This window comes from Streptomyces chrestomyceticus JCM 4735 (assembly GCF_003865135.1).
Classification (GTDB): domain Bacteria; phylum Actinomycetota; class Actinomycetes; order Streptomycetales; family Streptomycetaceae; genus Streptomyces; species Streptomyces chrestomyceticus.
The window spans coordinates 7,626,637-7,639,139 of the sequence record NZ_BHZC01000001.1 but is presented as its reverse complement, the minus strand read 5'-3'; the positions used below and the strand labels follow the sequence as shown (position 1 = coordinate 7,639,139).

Genomic DNA, 12,503 nt, shown 5'->3' with positions numbered 1-12,503 from the left:
TTCCTTACATGCGCTCGAAGGAGCGGAAGCGCTCCCAGTCCGTGACGGCGGCGTCGTACGCGTCCTGTTCGACGCGGGCCATGTGGAGGTAGTGCTCGACGACCTCGTCGCCGAACGCTTCTCGGGCGATGGGGCTGGCCTCCCACAGGGCGGCGGCCTCGCGCAGGGTGGCGGGCACGTGGTCGGCGTCGCCCGTGTAGGCGTTGCCGGTGCACGCCTCGGGGAGTTCCAGCTCGTGCTCTATGCCGTACAGGCCCGCGGCGACCATGGCGGCGACCGCGAGGTACGGGTTGACGTCGCCGCCGGGCAGGCGGTTCTCCAGGCGGTGGGCGGGGCCGTGGCCGATGACGCGCAGCGCGCAGGTGCGGTTGTCCGGGCCCCAGGCGACGGCGGTGGGGGCGAAGGAGCCGGGCCGGAAGCGCTTGTAGGAGTTGATGTTGGGTGCGTAGAAGAGCGTGAAGTCGCGCAGCGCGGCGAGCTGTCCGGCCAGGAAGTGCCGCATGACCGTCGACATGCCGTACGGGCCCGAGTCGTCGGCCATGACGGGCTGCCCGGCCTCGTCGCGCAGGGAGAGGTGGATGTGGCAGCTATTGCCCTCGCGCTCGTCGTACTTGGCCATGAAGGTCAGCGCCATGCCCTCCTGGGCGGCGATCTCCTTGGCGCCGGTCTTGTAGACGGAGTGCTGGTCGCAGGTGGTCAGCGCCTCGTCGTAGCGGAAGGCGATCTCGTGCTGGCCGAGGTTGCACTCGCCCTTGGCGGACTCCACGGTCATCCCGGCGGCGCCCATCTCGTTGCGGATGCGGCGCAGCAGGGGTTCGACGCGGCCGGTGCCGAGGACGGAGTAGTCGGTGTTGTACTGGTTGGCCGGGGTCATGCCGCGGTAGCCGCGGTTCCAGGCGTCCTCGTAGGTGTCGCGGAAGACGATGAACTCCAGCTCGGTGCCCGCGTAGGCGCTCCAGCCGCGCTCGGCGAGCCGGTCGAGCTGGCGGCGCAGGATCTGCCGGGGGGAGGCGGCGACCGGCGAGCCGTCGTGCCAGGCGAGGTCGGCGGTGAGCAGGGCGGTGCCGGGGTTCCAGGGGGTGCGGCGCAGGGTGGCTGCGTCGCCGTGCATGGCGAAGTCGCCGTAGCCGCGCTCCCAGGAGGACATCGCGTAGCCCTGCACGGTGTTGACGTCCACGTCCACGGCGAGGAGGTAGTTGCAGCCCTCGGTGCCGTGCTCCAGCACCTCGTCGAGGAAGTGGCGGGCCGCGAACCGCTTGCCGGTGAGCCTGCCCTGCATGTCGGTGAAGGCCAGGACGACAGTGTCGATCTCCCCGGCGTCGACGAGCCTTCTCAGCTCCTCGACGGAGAGCGGGGGCGTGCGGTCTGCCACGGTGGTGCCTCCTGTCGCTGCATCCGGAGGTCATAAGGTAGGCCCACGAACCATTGGTTGGGAAGGGGTCCCGGTGGACGGTGCGGACAACGGCGCGGCGGGCTCCGCGCAGGACGGCCCGGCGGACCGGCTGGCGCCCGTACTGCGCCCGGTACGGGCGGGCAACGGGTTCGAGGAGGCGCTGGAGCAGATACTCCAGGTCGTCCGGCTGGGCCTGGTGCCGTGCGGTGAACGCCTGCCCGCCGAGCGGGAGTTGGCGGAGCGGCTGCACATCAGCCGGGTGACCTTGCGCGAGGTGCTCAAGGTGCTCCAGGACGAGGGGCTGGTGGAGAGCCGGCGCGGCCGCTACGGCGGTACGTTCGTCCGGCCGCGCGGGGAGTCGGCGGGCGAGGACGAACTGCGGCGCCGCATCGGCAAGGTGGACGTCGAGGACACGCTGCGGTTCCGCGAGGTGCTGGAGGTGGGCGCCGCCGGGCTGTGCGCCGCGCACGGCCTGGACGACGGGCAGGCGCGGCGGCTGCGGGAGGCGCTGGCGGCCACCCACGACGCGCCGCTGGCGGACTACCGGCGGCGCGACACGCTGCTGCACCTGACGCTGGCCGAACTGGCCGGTTCGCCGTCGCTGGCGGCGCAGTACGCCGCGGTGCGGGCGGGCGTGAACGAGCTGCTGGACTGCATCCCGCTGCTGGTACGCAATCTGGAGCACTCCCAGGCGCAGCACACCGCACTGGTCGAAGCGGTGCTGGAGGGTGACGCGGACGGCGCACGGGAAGTGATGCGGGAGCACTGCGCGGGCACGGCGGCTCTGCTGCGGGGGTTCTTGACGGGCCCGCCGGCGTAACCAGTCTTTTACGCAGGGGGCTTGCGCTCGGCCGCACCGCGAGGCAAAGGTATGCGGCTAAACCATTACTGCACGTCCCCCTCACGCACCCCTCGGCGAGGCAGGAGCGGCTCATGGCCGACAGCACGGACCCCCGTACCGCACCGCCCGCAGCCACCACGGCCGGCGACTCCGCACCTCAGGACACCTACCTCCAGAAGCGCACGCTGCGGCGCGGCAGCGCGGGTCCGCTCCTGCTCACCGGCCTCGGCGTCGCGTACGTCGTCTCCGGCGACTTCTCCGGCTGGAACAACGGCCTGGCCCAGGGCGGCTTCGGCGGCCTGGCCGTCGCCGCGGTCCTGATGGGCCTGATGTACACCTGCCTGGTCTTCGCGCTCGCCGAACTGGCCTCGATCCTGCCGACGGCGGGCGGCGGCTACGGCTTCGCGCGGCGCGCGCTGGGCACCTGGGGCGGCTTTCTGACCGGCACGGCCATCCTCATCGAGTACGTGCTCGCGCCCGCCGCGATCTCCCTCTTCATCGGCGACTACGTCGAATCCCTCGGCCTGTTCGGACTGACCTCCAGTTGGCCCGTGTACCTGGCCTGCTTCGTCGTCTTCATCGGCATCCACCTGTGGGGCGTGGGCGAGGCCCTGCGCTTCAGCCTGGCCGTCACCGCCGTCGCGGTCGCCGCGGTCGTCGTCTTCGCGTTCGGGGCGCTCAGCGACTTCCACGTCAGCGCCCTGAACGACATCCCCGCCGACGCGAGCGCCTTCGGCTCCAGCTCCTGGCTCCCCTTCGGCGTCCTCGGCATCTGGGCGGCGTTCCCGTTCGGCATGTGGTTCTTCCTCGGCGTCGAGGGCGTGCCGCTGGCCGCCGAGGAGACCAGGGACCCGGCCCGTACGCTGCCGAAGGCGATGGCCGCCGCGATGGGCATCCTGCTGCTGCTCGCGCTGGTCACCTTCGTCGCCGCGACCGGCGCCCGGGGCTCCGCCGCCATCCAGTCGGTGGGCGACCCGCTGGTGCAGGCCCTCCAGCCGCACGGGGAGCCCACCACCGTCTCCCGCATCGTCAACTACGCGGGTCTCGCCGGGCTGGTGGCGTCCTTCTTCTCCCTCATCTTCGCCGGGTCCCGGCAGTTGTTCGCCCTCTCCCGGGCCGGCTACCTGCCCCGCTTCCTGTCCCTCACCAGCCGCCGGAAGGCCCCGTACCTGGCACTGCTGGTGCCCGGCGCGCTGGGCTTCGCGCTGGCCGCCGCGACCGGTGACGGCGCCCGGATGCTCAACATCGCCGTCTTCGGCGCCACCATCTCCTACGCCCTGATGTCGCTCTCGCACATCGTGCTGCGCCGCCGCGAACCGGGGCTGCCCCGCCCGTACCGCACTCCGGGCGGCATCCTCACCTCGTCCGTCGCCTTCGTCCTGGCCTGCGCCGCCCTGGTGGCGACGTTCCTCGTCGACAAGCAGGCCGCCTTCCTGGCCCTCGGTGTCTACGGCGTCGCCCTGGCGTACTTCGCGTTCTATTCCCGGCACCGGCTGGTCGCGGCAGCCCCGGAGGAGGAGTTCGCGGCGCTGGCGGCGGCCGAGGCCGAACTGGAACGCGACTGACCGGCACCCCGCCGAGCAGCCCCCACACCCGTACCCCCGGAGGCCCCGTGTCCACGACCCCGCCCCTCATCGGTGTCACCACCTACGTCGCCGACGACGCCCGCTGGGGCGTCTGGGCCCTGCCCGCCGCCGTGCTCCCGGCCGGCTACCACCGGCTCGTGCAGCGCTGCGGCGGCCTCGCCGCGCTGCTGCCGCCCGGTGACCCGGACACCGCGGCCGCGGCCGTCGCCCGGCTGGACGGCCTGGTGATCGCGGGCGGCCCGGACGTGGAGCCCGTACGGTACGGAGCCGACGCCGACCCGCGCACCGGCCCGCCGGCCCGCGACCGGGACGCCTGGGAGCTGGCGCTGATCGACGCCGCGCTGGAGGCGCGTGTACCGCTGCTCGGCATCTGCCGGGGCCTCCAACTGCTGAACGTCGCCCTCGGCGGCACCCTCGTCCAGCACCTCGACGGGCACGCGGGCCCGGCCGGCGTCTTCGGCCGCCACGAGGTCAAGCCGGAGCCGGGCACCCTGCTGAGCGGCATCCTGCCCGAGTCGGTGTCCGTACCGACGTACCACCACCAGGCCGTGGACCGGCTCGGCAGCGGCCTGCTGCCGTCCGCGCACGCGACGGACGGCACGGTCGAGGCCCTGGAGCTGCCCGGCGCCGGCCACTTCGTCCTGTCGGTGCAGTGGCATCCCGAAGCCGGGGACGACACCCGGGTGATGGGCGCGCTGGTGGCTGCGGCGAGCGGTTCCTGAAGGCACCCCCTTCACTGCAAATTGCGGTGGCAAACCCACCCGATTCAGCGATGTCATCTCCGCCCGGAGCCTGGATACGCTCGCTGCACCGGCGCTGACCTGCGTCGACGCCGGGGGCTCAGCCGACTGCGGCGAGCCAGGCCGAGCACTGTCCTTCTTACGGAAGTGGGTTCCGCCATGCCAGACCGACGCCACCTGAAGTCCGCCGCCCTGGGGGCCACCGCCGCCCTGGCCCTCACCCTCCTCACCCAGCCCGGCTCCGCCGTGGCCGCCCCCGGCCAGTGCGGCGGCAGCGAGAGCGACTACGTCCAGGCCCCGCAAGCAGGCGGCAGAGCCCGGTTCGAGCTGTCCAAGCCGTACACCCAGGACGGCACCAAGGTGCGGACCGTACGGTTCAACGCGGACCACTCGCTCACGGTCGTGCCCACGGACTCCTCGGCCTCGGCCGTCGGCGCCTGGTTCTTCGAGGCGCCGAACGGCAGCAACCCCGCCAAGAAGGGGGTGGTCACCTTCGTGACACGGGTGTCCATGACCGACGGGTCCCGGTATCAGACCGTCTTCACCGTCCCGGTGTCGGTCTGCAACCCCCGGAACCAGCAGCGCCCCACCAACGTGTTCCAGATCCGCGGCGACCGCACCCTCACCTACACCGCCCCCGACGGCAGGACCGCCACCGGCGCGGCCGGGGCGTACCAGGCCGACCGCTGACCGGCGCCCGGCCGCGCCCCGGTCAGGGCAGGGCCCGGGTCAGCCCCAGCAGGTGGCGGGCCGGGCCCGCGGGCCGCTGTCCGGCGGGCCAGACGGCCCGCAGCTCGCGGCCGAAGGGCGTGCCGAGCACCGGGACCTCGACCAGCCGCCGGGCCGCCAGCTCCTCCCCCACGGCCAGTTCGCTCAGCACCGACGGCCCGGCGCCGCTCACCGCGGCGGCCTTGACCGCCGTCGTGGAGGCCAGCTCCAGCAGCGGTGCCGCGAGCCCGCCGTGCCCGGCCAGTGCCGCGTCCAGGACCTGCCGGGTGCCGGAACCGCGTTCGCGCAGGATCAGCGGGGTCGCGGCGAGTTCGGCCGCCGTCAGCTCCGTACGGCGCCGGGCCCACGGGTGGGCGGGCGCGGCGACCACCACCAGGCGGTCGTGGCCGATGACCGCGCCGTCCAGCCCGGCGGGCACGTCCAGCCCCTCCACGAACCCGAGGTCCGCCTCCCCCGCGAGCAGCCGCTCGGCGACGGCGGCGGAGTTCCCGGCCAGCAGGGAGACCGCGGTGTCCGGGCGCTGCGCGCGCAGCGCGATCAGCCAGCCCGGCAGCAGGTACTCGGCGATGGTCATACTGGCGGCGACCCGCAGCCGCGAGTCCCGCCGCCCGCGCAGCGCCTGCGCACCCGCGTCGAACGCCTCGGCGGCCTCCACCACCTGCCGCGCCCAGTCCGTGACCAGGGCGCCCGCGTCCGTCAGGCGCGAGCCGCGCGGCGAGCGCTCGACGAGGGCGACGCCCAGTTGCCGCTCCATCGAGCGGAGGCGGCTGCTGGCGGCGGGCTGGCTGATGCCCCGCTCGCGGGCCGCCCGCCCGAGGCTGCCGAGCCGGGCGACGGCGAGCAGCAGCTCCAGCGCGCCGAGGTCCGGTACCCGGTGCGAGAGCGGAACCACCGGGTCCGCCGCCTGGCCTTCATTTCCTGCACCCATAACCCCACCTTATGGCCTCATAGGCGCGAGGTCCCTGGTGGCAGGCGGTGCGCGGGCCGACCCTGGAAGACATGCCACCCCTGACGCAGCTTTCCGCCCGCCCCGGCCCCCGTCTCTCCGCCCGCTCCTCCGGCACGTCCCCGGCCCTGCGTCACCTCGGCCCCAACTGGTACGCCGCCGTCATGGGCACCGCCATCGTCGCCAACGCCGGCGCGGCCCTGCCGTTGCACTCCCCCGGTCTGCGCGGCGCGTACGTCGTTGTCTGGGCGCTGTCCGCCGTCCTGCTGGCGGTCCTGCTCACCGCCCGTACCGTCCACTGGCTCCGCCACACCGACCAGGCGCGGCGCCACCTGCTCGACCCGGCGGTGGCGCCGTTCTACGGCTGCCTGGCGATGGCCCTGCTGGCGGTCGGCGGCGGGACGCTCGCCGTCGGCCCGGACGTGCTCGGCGAACGGACCGCCGTCGCCGCCGACGCGGTCCTGTGGTGCGCCGGTACGGCGGTGGGCCTCGCCGCGGCCGCGGCGGTGCCGTACCTGATGGTGGCCCGGCACCGGATCGAGGCCGGCACCGCCTCCCCCGTGTGGATCCTGCCGCTGGTCGCGCCGATGGTCTCCGCGGCGCTCGGCCCCGGCCTGGTGCCGCACCTGCCGGCCGGGCAGTGGCGGGAGGCGATGCTGCTCGCCTGTTACGCCATGTTCGGGATGTCGCTGCTGGCCACCCTGCTGGTGCTGCCGCTGGTGCTGGCCCGGCTGATCCACCACGGCCCGCTGCCGCTCGCGCTGAGCCCGACACTGTTCCTCGTCCTCGGGCCGCTCGGCCAGTCCACGACCGCGGTGAACAACCTCGCGGACGCCGCGCCGGGCGCGGTCGGCGCCGGGTACGCGCAGGCGATGAGCGGCTTCGCGCTGCTGTACGGCGTGCCGGTCACCGGCTTCGCGCTGCTGTGGCTGGTGCTGGCGGCGGCCCTGGTGGGGCGGGCCTTCCGGGCCGGGATGACGTTCTCGATGACCTGGTGGGCGTTCACCTTCCCGGTCGGTACGTGCGTGACGGGCGCGGCCGGACTGGCGCGGCACACCGGGCTCGCCGCCTTCACCTGGCTCGCGGTGGGGCTGTTCGCCGTGCTGGTGGCGGCCTGGCTGACGGCCGGGGCCCGTACCGCGCTGGGGCTGGCGCGCGGTCAGCTCCTCGTGGCGCCGCCGGAGAAGCCGGGTGCGGCGGCCCTGGCGGGCGCGACCGCGATCGCGCCCCGGCTGGTGCCTTCGGCTCCGGCGGGCACGGTGGCTCCGGTGGCCGCCGCGGCTCCGGCGGGTGCCACGGCGGCGGTCTCCTCCGGGGCCTCCGTGACCGCTGAAGCTCCGGCGGCCCCGCGCCCCCGGTAGCTCCGCTCAGCGGGCCGCGTCCAGCGCGGCCCCGAGCACCGCCGGCGCCGCCGCCAACGACGGCCCGTACCACGTCAGATGACGCCCGCTGACCAGCGCGGACGGCAGCCCCGGGAACGCCTCGGGGCCGTCGTCCGCCGTGAAGCGGTACGGCTCGTCCGGGAGCACCACCAGGTCGGCGCCGCGCGCGTTCAGCTCCTCGGCCGGGACGCGCGGATACCGCTCGGCGTGGTCCGCGTAGAGGTTCCGCACTCCGAGCCGGGCGAGCAGGTCGCCCGCGAAGGTGTCGCGCCCCAGCACCATCCAGGGCCGCCGCCAGATCGGCACCACGGCGCCGCGCGCGTCCGCCGCCCCGGCCCCGGCCCGTACGTCCCGCCAGGCGTCCGCCGCGTCGTCCAGCCAGCCGGGCCTGGGCAGCCGGCAGCCACGCACCAGGACCCGTTCCAGTTCGCGCAGCGCCTGGTCCAGGTCGCGGATCTCGGTGACCAGGACGTCCAGTCCGGCGGCCCGCAGGGCGCCGAGGTCCGGCGCCCGGTTCTCCTCCTCGTTGGCCAGCACGAGATCGGGCGCGAGGGCGGCGATGCGGGCGGTGTCCGGGTTCTTGGTGCCGCCGACGCGCGGCGCGTCCAGCCCGGCGGGGTGACTGCACCAGTCGGTGACGCCGACGAGCAGGTCGGGCGCGGTGGCGGCCACGGCCTCGGTGAGGGAGGGCACGAGGGAGACCACGCGCGGGGCGCGGTGCTGACCGGTCGTCATCACCCCACCGTACGCGGGCGGGGCGGCACCCGACGCGGGAAGGCCCCGCCCCCGGCCGTACAGCCAGGGGCGGGGCCCGTGCGGTGCTGGTGGGTCAGCGCCTCACTTCACCGGCGCCATCTTGTCGACGATGCCCGGGTGGGCGTCGATCCACTTCTCGACACCGTCGTTCTCGTGGCCCTTGCCGGCGTCCTGGATCTCCTTCTCCAGGCTGCCCAGCTCCTCGGGCGACATCTTCCAGTTCTTCAGCCAGCCGTCGAACTCCGGGAACTTCTCCGGGAAGCTCTTGTGGCCCAGCGACTTGATCTGGTTGTTGTCGCCCCAGGTGTGCTTCGGGTCGGCGAGCTTGGTCAGGTCGTACTTGCTGTACGCCCAGTGCGGCGACCAGAGCACGACCGCGATCGGCTCCTTCTTGGCGTAGGCGCGGTCCAGCTCGGCCAGCATGGAGCTGGTGCCGGCCTCGGTGATCTGGAAGTCCTGGAGGCCGTACGCGGGGGCGACGGTGTCCTTCAGGCGCTTCATCTCACCGGTGCCCGGCTCGATGCCGATGATCTTGCCCTTGAACTCGTCCTGGTGCTCACGCAGGTCGTCCAGCGTCTTGACGTCCTTGACGTAGGACGGCACCGCGATCTCCAGCGACGTCTTGTCGTACCAGGCGCCGATGTCGACGAGATCGTCCTTGTACTGGTCCCAGTACTGCTTCTGCGCGACCGGCAGCCACCCGTCGAACTCGACGTCGATCTGCCCGCTGGACAGGCCGGTCCACATCGGGCCGACGTCCAGGTTGCGGATGTTCGGCTTGTAGCCGCGCTTCTCCAGAACGTTCTTCCACAGGTACGTGGTGGCGATGCCCTCGTCCCACGCCGGGTAGCCGATGTTCGGCGCCGCCCCGGCGTCCTTGCCCTTGGCGTACGTGGCGTTCGCCGACGGCGCGAACTTGTCGACCAGGCCCGGGTTCTTCTTCAGCCAGTTGCGCACACCGTCCTGCTCGTGGCCCTCGCCGGCGCTCTTGACCTCGTTCTCCAGGCTGGTGAGCTGCTTCTCGTCCAGGTGGAAGTTCTTCATCCACTTGGCGACCTCGGGCTCGTCCTGGGCGAAGCCCTTGCGGCCCAGCAGGTGCAGGCTGTCACCGGAGCCGAAGGAGCCCTTGGGGTCTTCGAGCTTGGTCAGGTCGTACTTGTCGTACGCCCAGTGCGGCGACCACAGCGTGACGGCGATCGGCTTCTTGGCCGCGTACGCGCGGTCCAGCTCGGTGAGCATGGACGCGGTGCTGGACTCGGCGACCTTGTACTCGTCCGCCAGGCCGTAGTCCTTGAGGACCTTGTCCTTGAGGATCTTCATCTCGCCGGCGCCCGGCTCGATGCCGGTGATCTTGCCGCCGAACTCGCCCGCCCTGCCCTTGAGGTCGTCGAGGCTCTTGACGTCCTTCATGTACGACGGGACCGCGATCTCCAGCGAGGTCTTGTCGTACCAGGCGCCGAGGTCTTCGAGCTTGTCCTGGTACTTCTTGTAGTACTCGGCGTGCGTGGTGGGCAGCCAGGCGTTGGTCTGCACGTCGATGTCGCCGCGGGCCTGCCCGGTGAACAGCGCGCCGGCCTCCAGGGCCTGCGCCTTCGGCTTGAAGCCGCGCTGTTCGAGGATTTCCTTCCACAGGTACGTGGTGGCCTTGCCCTCGTCCCAGTTGACGTACCCGAGGGTGATCGGGCGGCCGCCGCCGTCGGTCTTCGCGCCGTCCTTGCCGAAGACGTTCAGACCGCCCGCGACCAGCGCGAGCACGACCACGCCGACCATCGCGACGGACGTGGCGGGCTTCCAGTACAGGAACTTCGCGCCGCCCAGCGCGGCCTGCGCCTTGGCCAGCGCGCGGCGGCCCAGCGGCGAGACCCGCTCGTTGAGGGCGCCGGTCATCCGGTCCAGGTACATGGCGAGGATGACGACGGCGAGACCGGCCTCGAAGCCGAGGGCCACGTTCACGGAGCTGACCGCGTTGTAGACCGACGAGCCCAGGCCCTCCGCGCCGACCATGCCGGCGATGACGACCATGGACAGCGCCAGCATGATGACCTGGTTGATACCGGCCATGATCGTGGGCAGCGCCAGCGGGAGCTGCACCCGGAAGAGGGTGCGGCGCGGGTGCGTACCGAACGCCTCGGCCGCCTCGACCAGTTCCCCGTCCACCTGCCGGATGCCCAGCTCGGTCATCCGGACGGCGGGCGGCATCGAGAAGATGACGGTCGCCACCATGCCGGGCATCACGCCGATGCCGAAGAAGAGGATGCCGGGGATCAGGTAGACCATCGCGGGCATCGTCTGCATCAGGTCCAGGACCGGGCGCAGCGCGCCGCCGACGACGCGGTTGCGGGCCGCCCAGATGCCGAGCGGCACCGCGACGACGATGGTGATGATGCAGGCGACCAGCACCAGCGACAGGGACTGCATGGTGGCCTGCCACTGCTCGATCGAGTCGATCAGCGCGAAGCCGGCGAAGGTGAGGACGGCGGCCGGCAGGCCGCGCAGCCACCAGGCGAGCACCGCGAAGATGCCCATCAGCAGGAACGGCTGCGGGGCGGTCAGGACCGCCTCGATGCCGTTGTACATGGCCGTCAGGACGTGCGAGACGAAGTCGAAGAGCCACGCGAGGTGGCCGCGCAGCCATTCGACGCAGGTGTTGGCCCAGGAGCCGACATCGATTCTAGGCACCGGCGATCACCTTGCCCTCGGGCTTGCCGCCCGTCATGCCGGCGGGTTTTCCGTCGGGCTGGACGTCCGCCTTGCCGTCGGCGGCCGTCTTCTTGCCGTCGGCGTCGGCCTTCGTGCCCGCGGTCTCCGCCTGCGCGGCTTCGGCCTCCACGACTCGCGTGTCCGCGGTCTTGGTCTTCGTGGCGTCCGGCTTCGGCGTGTCCGTCTTCGCGGCGTCCGTCTTCTGCCCGGCGTCCGTCTTCGCGGCGTCCGCCTGTCCGGTGGTTCCGCCCGGCTGTCCGCCTTCGCTCAGTACGGACAGCAGCCGCTGCACCGGCACCGCGCCGGCCGGCGCACCGGCCGCGTCGACGACGGCGACCGGTACGGTCCCGGCCGAGCAGGGGCCGAACAGCTCCGCGACCGGCGTGTCCAGGGGGACCGTGGCGGGTGCGGCGGCGAGGAAGTCCTCGGCCGTACGGATCTCCTCGCCGTTGTCCGAAGTGCTGCCCAGCACCTCGTCGACGTCGACCATGATGGCCCCGGCGGTGAGCACCCGCGAGCGGTCGACGTCCTGGATGAAGGAGGCCACGTAGTCGTTGGCGGGGGTGAGGAGGATGTCCTCGGCGCTGCCGATCTGCACGATGCGGCCGTCGCGCATGACGGCGATCCGGTCGCCGAGGCGCATGGCCTCGTTCAGGTCGTGGGTGATGAAGACGATGGTCTTCTTCAGCGTCTTCTGGAGCTCCAGGAGCTGGTCCTGCATGTCGCGGCGGATCAGCGGGTCCAGCGCGCTGAAGGACTCGTCCATCAGCAGCAGGTCGGCGTCGGTGGCCAGCGCGCGGGCCAGGCCCACCCGCTGCTGCATGCCGCCGGACAGCTCGTCGGGCCAGGACTTCTCCCAGCCTTCGAGGCCCGCGAGGTGCAGTGCCTCGGTGGCGCGCTTCTCGCGTTCGGCCCGGGGGACGCCCTGGACCTCCAGCCCGTACGCGGCGTTCTCCAGCACGCTGCGGTGCGGGAAGAGCGCGAAGTGCTGGAAGACCATGGAAATCTTCTCGGAGCGGACCTTGCGCAGTTCCTTGTCGCTCAGCGAGGTCAGGTCCTGACCGTCGAACCGGACGCTTCCGGCGGTCGGCTCCAGCAGCCCGTTCAGGGTCCGCAGCAGCGTGGACTTACCGGATCCGGACAGACCCATGACGACGAAGATCTGGCCCTCGTCCACGGAGAACGACGCGTCGATCACCGCGGCGGTCGTTCCGTCGGCCCGCAGCTCCTCGCGGCTCGCACCGTCTTCGAGCCGTCGTACGGCGTCCTCGGGTCGTCTCCCGAACACTTTGTAGACGTGCTCGGCTTGCAGCCTGGCCACATACACCTCTCGAATTGACTGTGTACGACCCGCCACCCCCGTCGGCAGGTCGTGGAGCGTGCACGGGTCGGGCCCGCCGTTAACCGGTGGAAATGTTGAATATCCACCG

The 12,503-nt window shown here is 72.4% G+C and carries 10 protein-coding genes; 5 read left to right on the top strand and 5 right to left on the bottom strand.

Annotated elements, in window-relative coordinates; all coding sequences use genetic code 11:
- Positions 1–4: 4 nt before the first annotated feature.
- A complete protein-coding gene (locus EJG53_RS33445; protein WP_125048051.1) occupies positions 5–1,372 on the bottom strand; it encodes a glutamine synthetase family protein in 1,368 nt (455 codons plus the stop codon).
- Between the two features lie 73 nt (positions 1,373–1,445).
- Between EJG53_RS33445 and EJG53_RS33440 the strand changes: the two genes are divergently transcribed.
- The 4 genes from EJG53_RS33440 (at position 1,446) to EJG53_RS33425 (ending at position 5,250) form a co-directional block, all read left to right on the top strand.
- Positions 1,446–2,213, top strand: coding sequence for a FadR/GntR family transcriptional regulator (locus EJG53_RS33440; RefSeq protein WP_125048050.1), 768 nt, complete (start codon positions 1,446–1,448; stop codon positions 2,211–2,213).
- 113 nt (positions 2,214–2,326) lie between these two features.
- Positions 2,327–3,799, top strand: coding sequence for an ethanolamine permease (gene eat / locus EJG53_RS33435; RefSeq protein WP_125048049.1), 1,473 nt, complete (start codon positions 2,327–2,329; stop codon positions 3,797–3,799).
- 47 nt (positions 3,800–3,846) lie between these two features.
- Positions 3,847–4,542, top strand: a complete 696-nt coding sequence (locus EJG53_RS33430; RefSeq protein WP_125048048.1) for a gamma-glutamyl-gamma-aminobutyrate hydrolase family protein — start codon at positions 3,847–3,849, stop codon at positions 4,540–4,542.
- A 177-nt stretch (positions 4,543–4,719) separates the two neighbouring features.
- Positions 4,720–5,250 (top strand): hypothetical protein, encoded by a 531-nt coding sequence (locus tag EJG53_RS33425; protein ID WP_125048047.1) that lies wholly within the window; start codon positions 4,720–4,722, stop codon positions 5,248–5,250.
- A 22-nt stretch (positions 5,251–5,272) separates the two neighbouring features.
- On the opposite strand, the gene EJG53_RS33420 is transcribed toward EJG53_RS33425, so the two are convergent.
- Positions 5,273–6,217: a LysR family transcriptional regulator gene (locus tag EJG53_RS33420; protein WP_125048046.1), complete on the bottom strand. Its 945-nt coding sequence runs from the start codon at positions 6,215–6,217 to the stop codon at positions 5,273–5,275.
- Between the two features lie 71 nt (positions 6,218–6,288).
- Here EJG53_RS33420 and EJG53_RS33415 point away from each other — a divergent pair, with 71 nt between their 5' ends.
- Positions 6,289–7,596 carry a TDT family transporter gene (locus tag EJG53_RS33415; RefSeq protein WP_125048045.1) on the top strand — a complete coding sequence of 436 codons (1,308 nt, stop codon included), beginning with the start codon at positions 6,289–6,291 and terminating at the stop codon, positions 7,594–7,596.
- Positions 7,597–7,602: 6 nt separating this feature from the next.
- Here the strand turns inward: EJG53_RS33415 and EJG53_RS33410 are convergent, their stop codons facing one another.
- From EJG53_RS33410 to EJG53_RS33400, 3 genes are all read right to left on the bottom strand, one after another.
- A complete protein-coding gene (locus EJG53_RS33410; RefSeq protein WP_125048044.1) occupies positions 7,603–8,352 on the bottom strand; it encodes a helical backbone metal receptor in 750 nt (249 codons plus the stop codon).
- 102 nt (positions 8,353–8,454) lie between these two features.
- Entirely contained in the window at positions 8,455–11,052 is a 2,598-nt protein-coding gene (locus tag EJG53_RS33405; protein ID WP_125048043.1) for an ABC transporter permease/substrate binding protein, read from the bottom strand.
- A complete protein-coding gene (locus tag EJG53_RS33400; RefSeq protein ID WP_244955447.1) occupies positions 11,045–12,394 on the bottom strand; it encodes a quaternary amine ABC transporter ATP-binding protein in 1,350 nt (449 codons plus the stop codon). The genes EJG53_RS33405 and EJG53_RS33400 overlap by 8 nt, the downstream gene beginning before the upstream one ends.
- Positions 12,395–12,503 lie beyond the last annotated feature (109 nt).